Below are 18,619 nucleotides of genomic sequence, written 5' to 3'. Positions count from 1 at the left end.
TATCGGCGTTTTTATCAGACTCCCATACTGCTCATTTCATAAATTTTTATTTTAATGCTTCAAAAATGCAATAAAACTGCATTTTTACGTATTAATTTTGTGTTTTAATGAGCAAATATACAATACTGATAAACTAAGTAAATATTATTCAAATCATTTTCACAAAAAAAACGATATTTGTGACTTCAAAACAACTACATCGATTTCTTAATGGAAGAACGCAACAAAACACTAGGAGAATTTATCATTGAAAACCAAAACGCTTTTCAATATTCGTCAGGCGAATTATCCCGAATCATTAACTCCATCCGACTGGCTGCCAAAGTGGTCAATTATAAAGTAAACAAAGCTGGATTAGTTGATATTGTGGGTGCTGCCGGAGAACAAAACATACAAGGAGAAGACCAGCAAAAACTCGATGTTTATGCGAATGAAGTTTTTATTCAAACTTTAATCAATCGTGAAATTGTATGTGGTATTGCTTCCGAAGAGAATGATGATTTTATCACTGTAGAAGGAAGTGACAACAGTCATAATAACAAATATGTGGTTTTAATGGATCCGCTTGACGGTTCATCAAATATTGATGTAAATGTTTCGGTTGGAACTATATTTTCGGTTTATAGAAGAGTTACTCCAATAGGAACTCCAGTTACCATTGAAGATTTTTTACAGCCGGGAATCAATCAGGTTGCGGCGGGATATGTTATTTACGGAACCTCGACGATGTTGGTTTATACAACAGGACACGGAGTGAACGGATTTACGTTGAATCCAGCGATTGGAACCTTTTATTTATCGCATCCAAAAATGCAATTTCCAACTGACGGCCATATTTATTCCATTAACGAAGGGAACTATGTTCATTTTCCGCAAGGAGTAAAAGATTATATAAAATATTGTCAGTTAGAAGAAGGTGACAGGCCTTATACTTCAAGATATATAGGGAGTTTAGTCTCGGATATTCATAGAAATATGATTAAAGGCGGGATTTATTTATATCCTACGAGTTCTAAAGCACCAAAAGGAAAATTAAGATTGTTATATGAATGCAATCCGTTAGCTTTTATTGCTGAACAAGCGGGAGGAAAAGCCTCAGATGGTTTTAATAGAATCATGGAAATTGAACCGACGGAATTACATCAAAGGGTGCCGTTCTTTTGCGGAAGCTACAACATGGTGGAAAAAGCGGAAGAATTTATGCATAAAGCTAAATTAAGCAAATACTAAAATTCAAGTTTAATAAAAAAGCTCCCAGATTTCTGGGAGCTTTTTTTATACTTTGCAATTACTTGTTCATGTTTTGCATTTCGAAAAGGAAAGTATCTATATCGACTTTTCTATCTACTAATTTAAGTGCTTTATGTATAATGTAATCTACATTTTCAGCATTAAAGCCTAGTGCTACTCCAATTTTTCTTAATAATAATTCTTGTGTGTCGCCTAACTGATGATCCACATGAACCATTCTCGATAAATCAAACAAACGCTCCAGTCTTTGCTCATGTAAATAAGGAGGGTTTATGGGATATTTTAATGGGTTTTCTAAAATTTCTTCATATTCTGCTTGAGAAATTTCTAATCGAACAGCCAGTTTGTCTAAAAATAGTTTCTCTTCTGGAGCAAACTTATCGTCAGCCAGTGCTACACGAACAATAGCTGAAAAATGACCTTTATTTCTTTGTTTGAATTCGCTATCAAATAAATCTGAAAATGACATAATTATTGTTTTTTTATCTTACAAAGATAAATCTATTTTTAAATTAATGATTTTAATTTTTTTATATTTTTTCTTTGAATCTGATCTCTTTTGAATTGCATTTATTTAAATAATCAAATCAATCATTTTCAAAATTAATCGTAAGTTTACAACCCCTTTATCAACCTAATAAATTACCTATGTCAGAATTTTGGATTTACTTTCAAATAGGATTAAAACACGTTTTAGATATTCATGCGTATGACCATGTTTTATTTTTAATAGCATTGGCGATTCCTTTCTCTTTTAAGGATTGGAAGCGAATTGTGCTTCTGGTGACGCTTTTTACCATTGGACATACGATGGCTTTAATGCTTTCTGTTTTTGGTATAGTTGCGATTAAAGGGAATGTTGTCGAATTGTTAATTCCAATAACGATATTGATAACGGCGTTGTTTAATCTTTTTACGGCGGGAAAATCTAGCAAGAAAGAAAGTATAAATTTGGTGTTTTTCATCACACTTTTCTTTGGAATTATTCATGGATTGGGTTTTTCAAATTATTTCAAATCAATTCTTGGGGGTGATGCTATCGCTAAAATAGTACCATTGTCAGAATTTGCATTAGGAATTGAAGCGGCCCAGATTGTAGTAGTTTTTGTGGTTTTGATTTTGTCGTATATTGTTCAAACCGTTTTTAGATTCTCGAAACGCGATTGGACTTTAGTGATGTCGGCATTTATAATAGGAGTAGTGATACCAATGATTGTTGAAAGTGAAATCTGGATTAGATAAAAATGAACGAAAAAAAATTAAATAAATACGATAAAGCGTATCTTAGAATTGCCAAAGAATGGGGGCTTCTGTCATATTGTAAACGCAAACAAGTTGGTGCGATTATTGTGCGAGATAGAATGATAATCTCTGATGGTTACAACGGAACGCCATCTGGTTTTGAAAATTGTTGTGAAGATGAAGAAGGATTGACGCGTTGGGATGTTTTACATGCTGAGGCAAATGCGATTCTGAAAGTGGCACGATCCACACAATCCTGTGAAGGAGCTACTTTGTATATTACGCTTTCGCCTTGTAAAGAATGCAGCAAATTGATTCATCAATCCGGAATAAAAAGAGTGGTGTATCAGAATGGATACCGTGACGATTCAGGAATTCAGTTCCTTATAAAAGCTGGAGTAGAGGTAGAACATATCCCAATATTAGAAGAATAAATATTGTCTTCGTATGAAATATAACGTAAAATATTTGCCTATTATTATCTTCTCAACACTCGCTTTGGGTGTTGTGCTGGGCGGAATGTTGAATTTTCCTAACGCAGCTGATTTTTCTGCCAAGAACAATTCTAGAAGCAAGCTCAATAAACTGATTGATTTTATTGACAATGAATACGTCGATGATATTAATACGGATTCTATTGTAAACCTTACCGTAGATAATATTCTGGCGCAACTCGACCCGCATTCCGTATATATTCCGCCAAGCGATCAGCTGGAAGTGGTAGAAAGCATGAAAGGAAATTTTGTGGGAATAGGCGTGAATTTTTATATGTACAACGATTCAGTTGCGGTTATAAAGCCAGTTGAAAATGGCCCTTCGGCAAAAGCTGGAATAAAGGCAGGCGACCGAATTTTGTATGCCGATAAAACGAAATTATTTGGGCGAAAATTGCCAAGTGACAGTTTGTATTCTAAATTGAAAGGAACGGTGGGTTCTGATATTGAATTGACTATCTACAGAAAATCGGAAGGCAAAAAACTAAAAGTAAAAATAAAACGGGATGTAATTCCTCTAAAAAGTGTCGATGCGGCGTTGCTTTTGAGTAATAAAACGGGCTATATTAAAATAAACAGATTTGCCGAAACTACCTATAGAGAGTTTATGGCGGGTTTAGTTAAACTCAAACAACAAGGTGCGAAATCACTCGTAATTGATGTTCGTGATAATGGTGGCGGTTATATGGAAGAAGCGATTGCTATTGCCGATGAATTATTACAGGATAAACAACTGATCGTTTTCACCAAAAATAAAAACGGGAATATAGACAAAACATTTGCAACCAAGAAAGGCAGTTTTGAAAACGGAAACGTATTTGTTTTAATCAATGAAAACAGTGCTTCAGCCAGTGAAATTCTAGCGGGCGCCATTCAGGATAATGACAGAGGAACTATTGTGGGGCGCCGTTCTTTTGGAAAAGGATTGGTGCAGAGAGAAATGGATTTTGCAGATGGTTCAGCTGTTCGATTGACTATTGCCAGGTATTATACACCAACCGGTCGCTCGATTCAAAAACCTTATTCGAAAGGAAATGAAGCGTATTTTAAAGAATCGGAAGCTCGTTTTGGAAATGGAGAATTGTATGAAAAAGACAGTATAAAAGTTTCGGATACTTTAAAATTCAAAACTAAAAAAGGTAAAATTGTATACGGCGGCGGCGGAATTGTTCCTGATGTTTTTGTACCGCTTGAAGTGGAACATGGAAATGAAAGTACGGCTTATTTATTGCAATCAGGAATCGTAGGTAATTTTGTTTTCGAACAATTAGATAAAAACAGAAGCGCTTTTAAAGGACTTACTTTCGAACAATTCAAAATTAAAATGGATCAAACGGATTTGTATTTCAATTTATTTCAAAAATTTATTTTCGGAAACGGATTGGATCTGAATTTTGGAAAAAGCAAGTCATTGGTAAAAAGACACTTGACCGCTGAATTTGCCCGACAATTGTATGGGGAAAACTATTATTATGAGATTGTATTGAAAGAAGATGCGATGATTAAGGCGGTATCTAAGAAGTAATTGTGAAGAAAAATATTCGTTTTAAAAACAATTAATTTTCACTATCCCAATCTTCTCTATAGCGAATGAGTTCTTTGTCTATCATGTTTTTAGACGTGTTTAATAAAAATTCTGTATCTTCAGAATATACCGGCGAGAAATAAGTTATTTTTATCTCAGTAGTCCATTTTCCAAAACATTTTAAAAAATGCGGAATGAAAGTATCATCTCCGATAAAGGCATCTGTTTTTTCTTTGTAATCGATAGCTACAGGAATAACAGCTGCTTTGATCTTTGTGGCCATTGCAAATGAACCATAATTAAAATCTACGGTCGTTGGCGAAATATGCGTTGTTCCTTCTGGAAAATTAATAACAGAATACCCCTTGCTAAGAGCCTCTCTAATGTTTTCGGCTGTTTTTTGTCTGCTTTTCGGATCTTTTCTGTCTACAAATAGTACACCTGATATTCTGCATATGTACCCAATGATAGGCCATGAAGCTACCTCTTTCTTACCAACAGGGAAGGCAAGTGTTTGACTTAGCATAATAAGTGGGTCAAAATAAGAACGGTGATTGGCTACGATTAATCCTTGTACTGCGGGCTCTTCACCGTAAACGGTTGTACGTATACCTAAAATAACATTCAGTCCTCTTATCAAAAAATTGCGTAACAAGATACCTCTACGTAAAGTAGTTTCTTTGCCCCAAAAAAAACTTACAACATAAAAAATAATCGAAAAAAAAGAAACATATACTACAAAAGCAATGAGTCTTGTGAAGCTTAATAATAGTGATAACATAAAAATAATTTATAAAAAATGCAAACCTACCACTATTTTTCTAGAGATTTTTCAGAATGAAATTCTATTTACCTGATACTGTCGTGTGCATGAGTCTGCAAGCCGTCATTCCATACCGTAAGAATGTCTGTTGCAACGGCGGCACCGCTTCCGGCAGCAATGGTCAGTTGACTTCTCCATCCAGCTAAAGTTCCTATGACATAAATTCCATCGGCAACTTTATGATCGCTGTTTTTTAGTTGGATTCGTTGTTTTTCGGGAAGGGATTTTTGATGGGATTCTACATAATGCATCAATCCTTCAATTGCAAAAGTATTTGCGGATCCAATGCCTATGACAATTATTTTAGTTTGGTAAGAGTTCTTGTTTGTAAGGACTGTAAATTCAGGAAATTGTCCTTCAATTTTCAGTACTTTTTCATCTGGAATTTGAGTGATATGAGGATAGGCTTTCGAAAGATGTTCCGTGCTTTCCTCCAATAATTTAGTACCTAATTTCCCTGGAGCTATTCCGTATGCATTATTAAACAGCGCATCTTGAAGAGAAGATGTTTTTTGATGGGTAAAAATTCCTATTTTTTTGTCAGCAGCAAAGGATTTGTTTTTTGCAGAACCCAAAACGAGTGCGCATGACATTCCGGAAACGCCACCACCAACTACGAGAACATCAAACATTGTTATAGTTGGTCGTTTGATTTTTCTTCTATTTTTTTAGCCATCCTAAAAATTAGAAGTATCAAAACGGCACAAAAAGAAGCGGCAATTCCAATAAAAGCAATTACGCTATCTCCTTGAAATGGATTTCTAAAATCCAACAAAGTAACATTAAATATGATTAGCGCTAATGCTAAAAACACCAATATGTTAGTAAAAATTTTCATAATACGTTTTTGTTTTTGATGTAAAAGAAATAGATTTTTTTGTTTTAGAAACAGGTCTGTCCAAAAATCAGATTGTCTTTTAAAATTATCTTAGGGGGTAAATTTATGAAAATTTATTTTAGACGAACAAACCTTTAACATTCGCAGCGAATAATTTAACAGCAATTGCAAGAAGTACTACGCCAAAAGTCTTTCGAATCACGCCAAGTCCATTTTCTCCTAATATTTTTTCGATTTTAGACGATGATTTCAAAACGATATATACCAGAATAATATTCAATAGTATTGCGATAACAATATTTATGGTAAAAAACTGGGAACGTAAAGAGAGTAAAGTTGTCATTGTGCCGGCTCCGGCTATCAAGGGAAACGCCAAAGGGACTATAGATGCGGAACTCGCTTCTTCATCACGATAAATGCGAATGCCTAAAATCATCTCTAATGCCAGAAAGAATAATACAAACGAACCGGCAACGGCAAATGAGTTCACATCAATTCCTATTAAATTCAGTAATTCTTCTCCCACAAAAAGGAAAACAATCATGATTATACCGGCTACTATTGAAGCTTTTTCGGATTCTATGTGTCCATGTTTTGATCTTAAATCAACAATAATAGGAATGGTTCCCACGATATCAATTACAGCAAAAAGTACCATTCCAACCGTAATTATTTCTCTAAAATCGATTTCAAACATAATTTTTTTGTTTGCAAAGTTAAACTTTTAGGTAGATTTTTGATTAAAATTAAATTTTATTACAACAATTCTGATTCATTTTTTTATAGACCCATTTTCAATTGATTTTTTGTTATTTATGGTTGTATGTTCTTTACTATTAGTTCGTTAGTTAGTTTGAAAAGTCAATTATTTCATTGGTTTTTAAAAAAGTTAAAGTTGGTTTTTATCTAAAAAATTATAATTTACTTTAACTACCTTTGCACTTTATAATCTCAGTACCCCAAAATAATGTTTCAATTAGGAAAAACGATCGTCTCAGAAGACATACTCGAAAAAGATTTTGTTTGCAATTTATCCGCCTGTAAAGGGGCTTGTTGTGTTGATGGTGATGCGGGAGCTCCTTTGAGCGTTGAGGAAACTAAGATATTAGAAGAAATTTATCCTAAAGTAAAACCATTTTTACGCAAACAAGGAATTGCTGCTATCGAAGCGCAAGGAACTTGGACAAAAGGAACTGACGGTGATCTTGAAACACCGTTGATTGACAATAAAGATTGCGCCTATGTGATTTTTGACGGTAAAACTGCTTTATGCGGTATCGAGCAAGCGTATAATCAAGGAATAATTGATTGGAAAAAACCTGTTTCTTGTCATTTATATCCTATTCGTGTGAATGATTTTACGGAGTTTGCTGCCGTTAATTATGACAAATGGGACATTTGTGATCCTGCCTGTTCTTTAGGTCAGGAACTTGAAGTGCCAGTGTATAAATTTGTCAAAGAGGCTTTGGTTAGAAAGTTCGGAGAGGACTGGTATGCAGAGCTTGAAATAGTCGCTCAAGAGCTCAAAAAATAAATCCAAAAAAAAATAAATTTTTCTTGTTTCCTGTTTTTAAAATCCTATATTTTACGGTACTTCATCTCTTTTTTTTAAATTTTAAAATACTGACGTACAGTTTTTTATGATTTTTATGAAAAGTATCCTGATTTTTTCCATTTGTTAAAAACTAGGGGCGATTGTGAATAAGTTTGGCTTTTAATTTCCGCAATATTTCACAATCTTTGTAATCCGCAGAATGCATAAAATTTCTTTAAAATCTCAAAAAAATAAACAATTATAATGACGCAAGTTGAACCAATTTTACAAGAAAATAAAAATCGTTTCGTAATTTTTCCTATCAAACATCATGATATTTGGGAATGGTATAAAAAGATGGAAGCTAGTTTTTGGACTGCTGAAGAAATAGATTTGTCACAAGATTTAAATGACTGGAATAATAAGCTTTCTGATGATGAGCGTTATTTTGTAAAACATATTCTTGCGTTTTTTGCGGCTTCAGATGGAATTGTAAATGAAAATCTAGCTGAAAACTTTGTAAATGAAGTGCAATATGCGGAAGCAAAATTCTTCTATGGTTTTCAAATCATGATGGAAAACATTCACAGCGAAACCTATTCGTTATTGATTGATACCTATGTGAAAGATGAAGCGGAGAAAGATGACTTATTCAATGCTTTGGAAGTTTTTCCGGCGATTAAGAAAAAAGCGGACTGGGCTTTGAAATGGATTGAATCAGATTCGTTTGCGGAGCGATTAATCGCTTTTGCAGCTGTGGAAGGGATTTTCTTTTCGGGAGCATTTTGTTCTATTTATTGGTTGAAAAAGCGTGGATTAATGCCAGGATTGACATTTTCTAACGAATTGATTTCTCGTGATGAAGGAGTTCACTGTGATTTCGCGGTGCATTTGCATAACCATCACTTGGTGAATAAAGTGCCAAAAGAAAGAATTAGAAGCATTATTGTAGATGCTTTGAATATTGAAAGAGAGTTTATCACCGAATCGCTTCCGGTAAGTTTGATCGGGATGAATGCAGTGTTGATGACGCAATATTTAGAATTTGTTGCCGATAGATTGTTGGTTGAATTAGGTTGCGACAGAGAATACAATACCTCAAATCCTTTTGATTTTATGGATATGATTTCATTACAAGGAAAAACAAACTTCTTTGAAAAGAAAGTAGCCGAATATCAAAAAGCAGGAGTGATGAACACGGATGGTGATGCTCAAAAAATATCATTTGACGCTGATTTTTAGATTTCAGCACAAAGTCAAATAATTTAGATTAAAAAACAGAATGCCCAAGTTAGGTTAGCCCCGATAGTAGTGGAAATCCTTGTGATTGAGAGATTGCTTCGCAAGCTCGCAATGACAAGATTGCAACGGATAGCGGGATTGGCTCCAAAAAAATAAAACAGATTAAAGAGTTCTGAATTGAAACTCATAACTCATAACTTATAATTCTAAAAGTATGTATGTAATAAAAAGAGATGGCCACAAGGAGCCGGTAATGTTTGATAAGATTACGGATAGAATAAAAAAATTATGTTACGGGTTGAACGAATTAGTTGATCCTGTAAAAGTGGCGATGCGTGTTATTGAAGGGTTGTATGATGGTGTTTCTACATCAGAATTGGACAATCTTGCTGCCGAAACTGCTGCTTCAATGACTATTGCACATCCGGATTACGCTCAATTAGCTGCTCGTATCGCAATCTCCAATTTACATTCGAATACTAAAAAATCGTTCTCAGAAACGATGAAAGATATGTATTTGTACGTCAATCCAAGAAATGGACAGGATGCGCCATTGCTTTCGGATGAAGTATTCAAGGTGATTCAGGAAAATTCAGAATTTTTAGATTCACATATCATTTATAATAGAGATTTCAACTACGATTATTTTGGTTTTAAAACCTTGGAAAGATCGTATTTGTTAAAATTAAACGGTAAAATCGTAGAGCGTCCGCAACACATGTTGATGCGTGTGTCTGTTGGGATTCACTTAGATGATTTGACATCAGTAATAGAAACCTACGACTTAATGTCGAAAAAATTCTTTACGCATGCGACTCCAACATTGTTCAACGCTGGAACGCCAAAACCTCAAATGTCTTCTTGTTTTCTTCTAGCGATGCAAGACGATAGTATTGACGGGATTTATGACACGTTGAAACAAACGGCAAAAATCTCGCAATCAGCCGGTGGAATTGGGCTTTCTATCCACAATGTTCGTGCGACAGGTTCTTATATTCGCGGAACAAACGGAACGTCAAACGGAATTGTTCCGATGTTAAGAGTTTTCAATGACACGGCGCGTTATGTAGATCAAGGTGGTGGAAAACGTAAAGGTAGTTTTGCGATTTATATCGAAACCTGGCATGCGGATATCTTTGAATTCCTGGACTTGAAAAAGAATACCGGTAAAGAAGAAATGCGTGCAAGAGATTTATTCTTTGCGATGTGGACTTCTGATTTATTCATGAAAAGAGTACAAGAAGACAGTTATTGGACCTTGATGTGTCCTAACGAATGTCCGGGATTGTATGATGTGTATGGCGAAGAGTTTGAAGCGATGTATATCGATTACGAGAAACGCGGAAAAGGTAGAAAAACCATCAAAGCACATGAGTTGTGGGAGAAAATTCTGGAATCGCAAATCGAGACCGGAACGCCATACATGTTGTATAAAGATGCAGCCAACAGAAAATCAAACCAAAAAAATCTGGGTACGATTCGTTCATCGAATTTATGTACTGAGATTATGGAATATACTTCGAAAGATGAAATCGCGGTTTGTAATCTGGCGTCACTTTCATTGCCAATGTTTGTGGAAAACAAAAAATTCAATCATGACTTGTTGTTTACCGTTACGAAACGTGTGACGAGAAACTTGAATAAAGTTATCGACAGGAATTATTATCCGGTAATAGAAGGAGAAAATTCTAATAAACGCCACAGACCAATCGGTCTTGGAGTACAAGGATTAGCTGATGCTTTCATCATGTTGCGTTTGCCTTTTACCAGTGATGAAGCTAAAAAACTGAATCAGGAAATTTTTGAAACCTTATATTTTGCTGCCGTAACCGCATCGATGGAAATGGCCAAAGAAGAAGGGCCTTATTCCACTTTTAAAGGTTCTCCAATTTCACAGGGAGAATTCCAATACAACCTTTGGGGATTGAAAGATGAAGAATTGTCAGGTCGTTGGGACTGGGCTTCATTGAGAAAAGAAGTGATGGAACACGGTGTGAGAAACTCATTGTTAGTTGCTCCAATGCCAACTGCTTCGACTTCTCAAATTTTGGGTAACAACGAAGCATTCGAGCCATATACTTCTAATATTTACACGAGAAGAGTACTTTCGGGAGAATTTATTGTGGTAAACAAACACTTATTACACGATTTAGTGGAACGCGGTTTGTGGAACGAAACCTTGAAACAAGAATTAATGCGTAATAACGGTTCTGTTCAAGACCTAAACATTCCGCAAGACTTGAAAGAATTGTACAAAACCGTTTGGGAAATGTCAATGAAAGACATTATCGATATGTCACGCCAACGGGGTTATTTTGTCGATCAATCACAGTCGTTGAATTTATTCATGCAAAATGCCAATTATTCTAAATTGACATCGATGCATTTCTACGCTTGGCAATCCGGATTGAAAACAGGAATGTACTATTTAAGAACAAAAGCTGCGGTGGATGCGATTAAATTTACATTAAACAATGATAAAAAAGCAGAGCCAATTGAAATTCAAGAACAACCAGTTGCCATTCCTGTAGTAACGGAAGCAGTTGAGATGACTGCCGATGAATACAGAGCAATGATTGAATTGTCTAAAAATGCCGGTCCGGACGAATGTGAAATGTGCGGGTCTTAATTCTTTAATAATTTGAAATATTATTTATTTATTGATGAAAGTGGAGATCACGGGTTGAAAAATATTGATACAAGTTTTCCGGTATTTTTGTTATGTGGTGTCTTGATTTCAGAAGATGAGTATTCTAAAATTAATTCGATTGTAAATAATACAAAATTAAAATACTGGGATAATCCAAATGTGATTTTGCATTCTCGGGATATTAGAAAATGCAATAATGAATTCAAGATTTTATTCGATTTAAAAATAAAAGAGCAGTTTTATAACGACATAAATAGCGTTCTTACTTCGAGCAATTACAAAATAATTAGTTCGGCAATTGATAAAACTTCATTTATCAGAAAGTATGGGAAACTAGAAGATGATGTCTACGAAATTGCTCTTTCGTTTATTTTAGAAAGAACTATTTTTTGTCTTGATGAACATAATGATTGTGAAAACTTAGAAATAATAATTGAAAAACGCGGTAAAAAAGAAGACGCTAAACTCGCAAATCATTTAAACAAACTAAATCAAGTTGGTACCTTTTATGTTGATGTGGAACGAATGAAAAAATATGCGCTAAAACATACTTTTCTTGATAAAAGACAAAATAGTAACGGACTGCAAATTTCAGATTTATTGGCTTATCCAATTGCTAAAAAAATTATTTTTCCAGAAGGGGTAAATATTTCTTACGAGTTAATTAAAGATAAATTTTATACTAAAAACGGAAAACTTTACGGGCTAAAGGTATTTCCGTAAAAAACAAAAAGACTGATAAAATCAGTCTTTGTTGTCGACCGGGGACACCCCAATCCAAATATATAAACATCTATTGATGTATAATTCTTATGCAAAGATATTACAAATTTGTAATAAAAAATCAAGATGTGATAAAAAGTTGCAGTTTGTAACGATGTGTTAAATATTTAAATTTCTTTAAAAACACAAAAGTAATTGAGGAGCTTTGGTTTTTCTGGAACGATTTACTTCGTCAGTTCGCTTCGCTCGTGTCTCGTTTTCCGTTGCAAATGAAATTCACTGAACTCCAATTAAAATAAAAGTGTTGTGAAGTAAACAGGGCTAAAATACAAAGAACGAACAGTTTAATTTTGTAAATAATTCACTATATTTGAGATACTTATTAGCCTTAAAGCCCTTTTTGTAAGAATCAAAAATGTTAAAAATGGAAAATAAAAAATTTACTGTTACAGATGATTTATTAGCTTCCAAAAGTCAGCGTCTCCTGAATTTTATTATCGATATATTGATAGTTTATGTTATTGAAATCACTATTGGCACCACTGTAAATATAATTGGAGACTTGACCAACAGTTATGCCGCTTCGAATTGGATTAAAACATTGAGCCCAATTGAAAGCTTCTTTTTTGGACTTATTATCCTGTTTTTTTATTATGGACTTACTGAAATGTATTTCTCCAGAACCTTCGCTAAATATTTTACTAAAACACTAGTTGTAAAGCATGACGGTTCAAAACCCAATATGAAAAGCATTATTATACGAACGGTTTCCAGATTAATTCCTTTGGAGCCTTTTTCTTTTTTAATTGCTGCGCGTGGATGGCATGATACATTATCCGTTACGTATGTGGTGAAAAAGCATGAGTTTATAGCAAAAAAGAAATTGCTTGATCCATCCGATGAAATTGTAGTTTAATAACAGTTTCCCTTAAAAAGAAAACCCAGTAAATTTTTAAATCTACTGGGTTTTTTTGAATTGAATTATACCGTTGCAATGTTTTCTACAGCAATTCTCATTTGTTGAGCTGCGGCCACCATTTCGATTAAAGCCTTTTTGGTTTCATCCCAATGACGTGTTTTTAAACCACAATCCGGATTTACCCAAAGTTGATCTACAGGAATCACTGCCGAAGCTTTTTCTAATAATCGTACCATTTCAGTACTTGAAGGTACACGAGGTGAGTGAATGTCATAGACTCCTGGACCTATTTCGTTTGGATAATTGAAATCGGCGAAAGCATCTAACAATTCCATTTGAGAACGGGAACATTCTATGGTGATTACATCGGCATCCATGTCGGCAATATTTTGGATGATATCGTTGAATTCGCTGTAGCACATGTGCGTATGAATCTGGGTGTCATCTTTTACGCCACTTGCCGAAATTCTAAAGGCTTTTACCGCCCAATCCAAATAGGTTGCCCATTCTTCTTTTCGCAAAGGCAATCCTTCTCGAATAGCTGGTTCATCAATTTGAATAATCTTAATTCCTGCATTTTCTAAATCGACTACTTCATCTCTAATCGCTAATGCAATTTGAGTGCAGGTTTCTGAGCGCGGTTGATCGTTACGCACGAACGACCATTGCAAAATAGTCACGGGACCGGTTAACATTCCTTTTACCCATTTTGGAGTAAGGGATTGTGCAAAAGCTGACCATTTTACCGTCATAGGATTTGGGCGGGAAACGTCGCCATAAATAACGGGAGGTTTCACACAACGGCTGCCATAACTTTGCACCCAACCATTTTTGGTAAACGTAAATCCGTCCAATTGTTCGCCAAAGTATTCCACCATATCGTTGCGTTCAAATTCTCCGTGAACCAAAACGTCAATGCCGGTTTCTTCTTGAAAGCGGATGGTTTCTTCGGTTTCCTTTTGAAGTAAATCATCGTATTGTTGTTGGCTTAATTCTCCTTTTTTGAACTTGGCTCTCCAGCTTCGTACTTCCGTTGTTTGCGGGAAAGAACCAATAGTTGTAGTCGGGAATAATGGAAGATTTAATACGTCTATTTGCTTTTTTCTACGAATTGAAAATGGACTTTCTCTTTGGTCATCACCAGTTGTAATACTGGCGACACGATTTTTTACCGCATCATTATGTATTAAAGTTGATGTTTTTCTGTTTTCATTGGCAACAGTATTTTCTTGAAAACGAATAGAATTACTGACATCTATTTCATTCGAAGCAAAATACTTAAGCAGCACTATTTCTTCTGTTTTTTGTTTGGCGAAAGCCAGCCATTGTTTGATTTCTGGAGTTAGCGTTGCATTATTCGTTTCTAATTCCAAATCACATGGCGAGTGAATCAGCGAACACGATGGCGCAATTAATATTCTGTTTTCACCGAGTGCATCTGTCGCTTTCATAATAATAGCCAATGAATTTTTGAAATCATTTTTCCAAATATTCCTTCCATCAACAACACCTAGCGAAAGACTCACATTGCTTGATAATTGTCCTGATTCCAAAATATCATCCAATTGCGAATGACAACGAACCAAATCCAGATGCAACGTATGAACGGGTAAGGCAAGAACGGTGTCAAGATTTTCTCCAAAACAATCAAAATAATTAGCAAGAATTAATTTGATTTTAGGGAAACGTTTGTTGATTTCGTTATATGTATAAGTGATGGCACTTCTTTCTTTATCCGTTAGATTCAAAGCCAGAAATGGTTCGTCAAATTGAATCCATTCTACATTTTCATTTTCCAGTTTTTGAAGTATTTCAAAATATACCGGAAGTAACTTATCGATAAGATCAATTCTATGGAAACCTTCTTCCTTTTCTTTTCCAAGAAGTAAATACGTTACAGGCCCTATAAGTACAGGCTTTGTAACGATTCCTAAAGCATTGGCTTCTTTGAATTCGTCGATTATTTTTTCGGAGAATAATTTGAATTCTTGGTCTTTGGTAAATTCCGGTACGATGTAATGGTAATTGGTGTCAAACCATTTTGTCATTTCCATCGCAACTACATCTTGTCCTTCTTTTTGTGAACCTCTAGCCATGGCAAAATACAAATCGATAGTGGAGTTTGTTTTGGCTAATTCTTGATAACGTTTTGGGATAACTCCTAATGTAAGTGATAAATCCAGTACTTGATCGTAAAACGAAAAATCGTTTGAAGGGATTAAATCGATTCCGGTTTCGGCTTGTAACTGCCAGTTTTGCTTGCGGATAGTTGCGCCTGTAGCCAAAAGTTCGTCTGCGGAAATTTTTCCTGCCCAGTACGATTCGCAGGCTTTTTTTAATTCTCTGTTGCTACCAATTCGCGGGTAGCCAAGATTGTTTGTTAGCATTTTTTTGCTTTTTAAATGATGAATAAATCAGTTAAAAGCTCTTGATGCATTTCAAATGCTCGTTAGAAATAAATAGTAGAAAGGGGAAATGCGTTACCAAAGAGAACCGCACAACAAGGCATAAATAGTTACGCTTATTGTGTTCAGAACGCACCATACCTGACTATTGCTTCAAATCGCGAAAGCATTGTCAATTCGATAAAAGGCAGGTCTCCTGACTTGTAACATTTTTATCATCCTTCCCATTCGTCATAGACTAACAGTGGATCTTATTTCAGATAAAAACTTTTTGTGTTACTTACAGTTGCGCGACAGTTCGTGATTTACACACGATTCCCTATTAATCTACAGTTAAGTAAAACCCTTATCGGTTGATGAAGAAATAAATTAAGAACTTAAATTCGGTACAAAAGTAGCACTAATCATTTAAAGTTTTTTTCGATAGGTTTATAAATTTGTTATTTTTAGGATATTGTATTAATAGGAGCCGATACTTTAGGTTTTTCATATAAATTAAGTCATACCTGACTTTGTTTCACTTGATAATGTGTCTATTTCTGCTATCTTTGGAAAGAAATTTTAAAAAGAAATCATGAACTGGGAACAACTTTTATCACTAAGACGACAAGGCGACAAAGGCAAAAGATTGCGTGTAGAACAAGACGATACCCGTTTGGGTTTTGAAGTTGATTACGACCGTATTATCTTCTCGGCCGCTTTCAGAAGTTTGCAGGATAAAACACAAGTGATTCCATTGTCGAAAACTGATTTTGTGCACACCAGATTGACACACAGTTTAGAAGTTTCAGTTGTGGGACGTTCTTTAGGACGATTGGTTGGTAAGAAAATTATCGAAAAATATCCGCATCTGAAAGAAGTTCATGGGTATCATATGAATGATTTTGGGGCTATTGTTGCCGCGGCATCTTTGGCGCATGATATTGGGAATCCACCTTTTGGACATTCCGGCGAGAAAGCGATTGGAGAGTATTTTTCGATTGGGAAAGGACAGCAATATAAAGACCAGCTTACTGCAAAAGAATGGCAGGATTTAATTGATTTTGAAGGAAATGCCAATGGTTTTTCAGTGTTAACAGCAAGTCGTCCCGGAATTGAAGGCGGACTTCGAATTTCGTATGCGACTCTTGGTGCTTTTATGAAATACCCAAAAGAAAGCTTGCCTAAAAAACCAACCAAAGACATTGCCGATAAAAAATACGGCTTCTTTCAAACCGATAAAGCCTTTTTTCAAGATGTGGCTTCTGATATGGGTTTGATTCCAAATAAATCAGGAGATAATATAGGTTTCGAAAGACATCCTTTGGCGTATTTAGTCGAAGCGGCAGATGATATTTGTTATACCATTATTGATTTTGAAGACGGAATAAATCTTGGTTTAGTGTCCGAAGATTTCGCCTTGGAATATTTAATAAAACTGGTAAAAGACAGTATCGATACGTCAAAATATAAGACTTTAGAAACCAAAGAAGACAGAATCAGTTATTTGCGCGCTTTGGCCATTGGGAGTTTAATAAACGATGCCGTAAAAGTTTTTGTAGAAAATGAAGCATTAATTATGCAAGGTAAATTCCCGTTTGCCATCATGGATAAAAGCAAGTACAAAGCCCAAATGGATGACATTATTAAAATAAGTGTCAAAAATATTTACCAAAGCCGTGAAGTTATCGAGAAAGAAATTGTGGGTTATCAAATTATACAAACCTTGTTGGATAAATTCATAACTGCTTTCAATAATAAATTCAACGGAGAAGCTTCTAATTATGATGCTTTAATCATGAAAATGTTACCAGAAAAGCACCATTTGGAAAAAGAAAACCTTTATGGAAGATTACTTCATATCTGCCATTATGTGTCACTTTTGACTGATGGAAATGCACTTGAATTGTTCGAAACTATTAATGGTGGAAAGAAGAATTAATTTTTAGAAAACATATTCGATTCCAACACCAATAGCTTGTCTTATTTGTGTTTTTGGACCTTCGGTTACTTGTATTCCGGCGATTTCTCTTTTTGATTTGATATCGTCGTCATATATAACGTGTGCTCCAATATTGGCTTTAACGTATTGATTTACCACAAGTTCTACTTGTAAGTCGCAATCTACGTCTATATTTCCAAAACGATTCACGTAATCAGAATATAAGCTCAGACGATTTTCTAGATTGACATTTTTGAATACTTCTTTTTTGTATTTATTGGTTATTAAAAAGCCAAGTTCCATTTTTGATTTTTCTCCTTCGGTGAGCAAATTCCCGTCCAGATCGTATGTCGCTTTAACAACACCAAAAGCACCTTGATTCGCCAGTCTTTGGTCTAAAACCAGGGTTGTTTTAAGTGTAAATGGGGAGATGTAAAATGTTCTTTTCTTTTCTTTATCGATATTTTCAGCGCCTACACCCATAAAAATATAAGCGGGAGCAAAAGGTTTTGAGATTGCATTTTCAGTATTTGGATACGCATAACCATTGGCAAATTGCGTATTAAAATTGAATTTAGCGGAATGAAACCAGTTAGAAAGAGGGTTTTTTCTGTAGCCAAATGTGGAGTTAAATTGTATGGCATCTTCTGTTTTTCGTATATCAATGCCGTCTTGTTTGTTTAAACCGTATTTAACGATTAACTCATTTGACCAGTTGTAATTGCTTCCGGTATAATTTCTATGAAATTTTCCTTTAAATAATCCTGAAATCGAACTTGTTCCTCCTGCACTCCAGTTGACAAAGGCTACTTCAGAGATATCAAAGCCTAAACTATTTTTTTTACTCCAATAGGATAATGGAAGGTAGTGTGTTTTAGTTTGTATTTTTAATGCTACTGTCAATGGTTTATTTGCTATTGATAGCGTTGTTTCAGGTCTAAGTGTGTCTGATAACGGTGTGATTCTTACTTCTTGAGAGAAACAAGTAAAAGATATTGTAAAGGTAAGTAAAAGGAATGTGTAGGTTAATAATTTCATTTTGTATTAGTTGT

The 18,619-nt window shown here is 34.9% G+C and carries 17 protein-coding genes and 1 riboswitch; of the genes, 10 read left to right on the top strand and 7 right to left on the bottom strand.

All coding sequences use genetic code 11. The features are described 5' to 3' along the window. The first annotated feature begins 210 nt into the window (after window positions 1–210). On the top strand, window positions 211–1,230 hold the full coding sequence (gene fbp / locus ACNQGX_RS03750; protein WP_131914885.1) for a class 1 fructose-bisphosphatase: 1,020 nt from the start codon (window positions 211–213) through the stop codon (window positions 1,228–1,230). Window positions 1,231–1,288: 58 nt separating this feature from the next. On the opposite strand, the gene ACNQGX_RS03745 is transcribed toward fbp, so the two are convergent. Continuing rightward, window positions 1,289–1,720: a TerB family tellurite resistance protein gene (locus tag ACNQGX_RS03745; RefSeq protein ID WP_417974143.1), complete on the bottom strand. Its 432-nt coding sequence runs from the start codon at window positions 1,718–1,720 to the stop codon at window positions 1,289–1,291. Between the two features lie 179 nt (window positions 1,721–1,899). On the opposite strand from ACNQGX_RS03745, the gene ACNQGX_RS03740 reads away from it, so the two are divergent. The 3 genes from ACNQGX_RS03740 to ACNQGX_RS03730 are packed head-to-tail and all read left to right on the top strand — an operon-like array spanning window position 1,900 to window position 4,512. Beyond that, window positions 1,900–2,493, top strand: a complete 594-nt coding sequence (locus ACNQGX_RS03740; RefSeq protein ID WP_417974141.1) for a HupE/UreJ family protein — start codon at window positions 1,900–1,902, stop codon at window positions 2,491–2,493. Between the two features lie 2 nt (window positions 2,494–2,495). Further along, window positions 2,496–2,927 (top strand): deoxycytidylate deaminase, encoded by a 432-nt coding sequence (locus tag ACNQGX_RS03735; RefSeq protein WP_131914888.1) that lies wholly within the window; start codon window positions 2,496–2,498, stop codon window positions 2,925–2,927. A gap of 13 nt (window positions 2,928–2,940) precedes the next feature. Next, entirely contained in the window at window positions 2,941–4,512 is a 1,572-nt protein-coding gene (locus ACNQGX_RS03730; protein ID WP_417974139.1) for a S41 family peptidase, read from the top strand. Between the two features lie 31 nt (window positions 4,513–4,543). On the opposite strand, the gene ACNQGX_RS03725 is transcribed toward ACNQGX_RS03730, so the two are convergent. The 4 genes from ACNQGX_RS03725 to ACNQGX_RS03710 form a co-directional block, all read right to left on the bottom strand. Beyond that, window positions 4,544–5,293 carry a lysophospholipid acyltransferase family protein gene (locus ACNQGX_RS03725; RefSeq protein ID WP_417974137.1) on the bottom strand — a complete coding sequence of 250 codons (750 nt, stop codon included), beginning with the start codon at window positions 5,291–5,293 and terminating at the stop codon, window positions 4,544–4,546. A 68-nt stretch (window positions 5,294–5,361) separates the two neighbouring features. Then, window positions 5,362–5,967: an FAD-dependent oxidoreductase gene (locus tag ACNQGX_RS03720; protein WP_417974135.1), complete on the bottom strand. Its 606-nt coding sequence runs from the start codon at window positions 5,965–5,967 to the stop codon at window positions 5,362–5,364. A 2-nt stretch (window positions 5,968–5,969) separates the two neighbouring features. After that, on the bottom strand, window positions 5,970–6,173 hold the full coding sequence (locus ACNQGX_RS03715; protein ID WP_417974133.1) for a hypothetical protein: 204 nt from the start codon (window positions 6,171–6,173) through the stop codon (window positions 5,970–5,972). A gap of 118 nt (window positions 6,174–6,291) precedes the next feature. Then, entirely contained in the window at window positions 6,292–6,870 is a 579-nt protein-coding gene (locus ACNQGX_RS03710) for a MarC family protein (protein WP_417974131.1), read from the bottom strand. 270 nt (window positions 6,871–7,140) lie between these two features. Between ACNQGX_RS03710 and ACNQGX_RS03705 the strand changes: the two genes are divergently transcribed. The 5 genes from ACNQGX_RS03705 to ACNQGX_RS03685 all read left to right on the top strand — a co-directional run bounded on the left by ACNQGX_RS03705 (window position 7,141) and on the right by ACNQGX_RS03685 (window position 13,238). Continuing rightward, window positions 7,141–7,707, top strand: coding sequence for a DUF3109 family protein (locus ACNQGX_RS03705; RefSeq protein WP_417974129.1), 567 nt, complete (start codon window positions 7,141–7,143; stop codon window positions 7,705–7,707). A gap of 264 nt (window positions 7,708–7,971) precedes the next feature. Next, complete coding sequence (locus ACNQGX_RS03700; RefSeq protein ID WP_417974127.1) at window positions 7,972–8,949, top strand: ribonucleotide-diphosphate reductase subunit beta; 978 nt, start codon at window positions 7,972–7,974, stop codon at window positions 8,947–8,949. Window positions 8,950–9,163: 214 nt separating this feature from the next. Further along, window positions 9,164–11,578 carry a ribonucleoside-diphosphate reductase subunit alpha gene (locus ACNQGX_RS03695; protein WP_417974125.1) on the top strand — a complete coding sequence of 805 codons (2,415 nt, stop codon included), beginning with the start codon at window positions 9,164–9,166 and terminating at the stop codon, window positions 11,576–11,578. Window positions 11,579–11,590: 12 nt separating this feature from the next. Next, on the top strand, window positions 11,591–12,322 hold the full coding sequence (locus tag ACNQGX_RS03690) for a DUF3800 domain-containing protein (RefSeq protein WP_417974123.1): 732 nt from the start codon (window positions 11,591–11,593) through the stop codon (window positions 12,320–12,322). Window positions 12,323–12,746: 424 nt separating this feature from the next. After that, window positions 12,747–13,238 carry an RDD family protein gene (locus ACNQGX_RS03685; protein WP_417974121.1) on the top strand — a complete coding sequence of 164 codons (492 nt, stop codon included), beginning with the start codon at window positions 12,747–12,749 and terminating at the stop codon, window positions 13,236–13,238. A 65-nt stretch (window positions 13,239–13,303) separates the two neighbouring features. On the opposite strand, the gene metE is transcribed toward ACNQGX_RS03685, so the two are convergent. Continuing rightward, window positions 13,304–15,628: a 5-methyltetrahydropteroyltriglutamate--homocysteine S-methyltransferase gene (metE, locus tag ACNQGX_RS03680; RefSeq protein WP_417974119.1), complete on the bottom strand. Its 2,325-nt coding sequence runs from the start codon at window positions 15,626–15,628 to the stop codon at window positions 13,304–13,306. Between the two features lie 187 nt (window positions 15,629–15,815). After that, window positions 15,816–16,009, bottom strand: a riboswitch (cobalamin riboswitch). A 211-nt stretch (window positions 16,010–16,220) separates the two neighbouring features. Between metE and ACNQGX_RS03675 the strand changes: the two genes are divergently transcribed. Next, the gene (locus ACNQGX_RS03675) at window positions 16,221–17,567 is read left to right on the top strand and encodes a deoxyguanosinetriphosphate triphosphohydrolase (RefSeq protein WP_417974117.1); all 1,347 of its coding nucleotides are present in this window, start codon (window positions 16,221–16,223) and stop codon (window positions 17,565–17,567) included. A 3-nt stretch (window positions 17,568–17,570) separates the two neighbouring features. Here ACNQGX_RS03675 and ACNQGX_RS03670 read toward each other — a convergent pair whose 3' ends face one another. Continuing rightward, window positions 17,571–18,605, bottom strand: coding sequence for a DUF3078 domain-containing protein (locus ACNQGX_RS03670; RefSeq protein ID WP_417974115.1), 1,035 nt, complete (start codon window positions 18,603–18,605; stop codon window positions 17,571–17,573). Window positions 18,606–18,619 lie beyond the last annotated feature (14 nt).

This window comes from Flavobacterium glycogeni (assembly GCF_048286775.1).
Classification (GTDB): Bacteria; Bacteroidota; Bacteroidia; order Flavobacteriales; family Flavobacteriaceae; genus Flavobacterium.
The sequence above is the reverse complement of the archived record's forward strand: the minus strand, read 5'-3'. Positions and strand labels throughout refer to the sequence as shown.

Bases quoted from the DNA above. Each gene is read 5' to 3' on its own strand.
- fbp (WP_131914885.1), top strand. From the start codon at position 211: ATGGAAGAACGCAACAAAACACTAGGAGAATTTATCATTGAAAACCAA.
- ACNQGX_RS03745 (WP_417974143.1), bottom strand. From the start codon at position 1,720: ATGTCATTTTCAGATTTATTTGATAGCGAATTCAAACAAAGAAATAAA.
- ACNQGX_RS03740 (WP_417974141.1), top strand. From the start codon at position 1,900: ATGTCAGAATTTTGGATTTACTTTCAAATAGGATTAAAACACGTTTTA.
- ACNQGX_RS03735 (WP_131914888.1), top strand. From the start codon at position 2,496: ATGAACGAAAAAAAATTAAATAAATACGATAAAGCGTATCTTAGAATT.
- ACNQGX_RS03730 (WP_417974139.1), top strand. From the start codon at position 2,941: ATGAAATATAACGTAAAATATTTGCCTATTATTATCTTCTCAACACTC.
- ACNQGX_RS03725 (WP_417974137.1), bottom strand. From the start codon at position 5,293: ATGTTATCACTATTATTAAGCTTCACAAGACTCATTGCTTTTGTAGTA.
- ACNQGX_RS03720 (WP_417974135.1), bottom strand. From the start codon at position 5,967: ATGTTTGATGTTCTCGTAGTTGGTGGTGGCGTTTCCGGAATGTCATGC.
- ACNQGX_RS03715 (WP_417974133.1), bottom strand. From the start codon at position 6,173: ATGAAAATTTTTACTAACATATTGGTGTTTTTAGCATTAGCGCTAATC.
- ACNQGX_RS03710 (WP_417974131.1), bottom strand. From the start codon at position 6,870: ATGTTTGAAATCGATTTTAGAGAAATAATTACGGTTGGAATGGTACTT.
- ACNQGX_RS03705 (WP_417974129.1), top strand. From the start codon at position 7,141: ATGTTTCAATTAGGAAAAACGATCGTCTCAGAAGACATACTCGAAAAA.
- ACNQGX_RS03700 (WP_417974127.1), top strand. From the start codon at position 7,972: ATGACGCAAGTTGAACCAATTTTACAAGAAAATAAAAATCGTTTCGTA.
- ACNQGX_RS03695 (WP_417974125.1), top strand. From the start codon at position 9,164: ATGTATGTAATAAAAAGAGATGGCCACAAGGAGCCGGTAATGTTTGAT.
- ACNQGX_RS03685 (WP_417974121.1), top strand. From the start codon at position 12,747: ATGGAAAATAAAAAATTTACTGTTACAGATGATTTATTAGCTTCCAAA.
- metE (WP_417974119.1), bottom strand. From the start codon at position 15,628: ATGCTAACAAACAATCTTGGCTACCCGCGAATTGGTAGCAACAGAGAA.
- ACNQGX_RS03675 (WP_417974117.1), top strand. From the start codon at position 16,221: ATGAACTGGGAACAACTTTTATCACTAAGACGACAAGGCGACAAAGGC.
- ACNQGX_RS03670 (WP_417974115.1), bottom strand. From the start codon at position 18,605: ATGAAATTATTAACCTACACATTCCTTTTACTTACCTTTACAATATCT.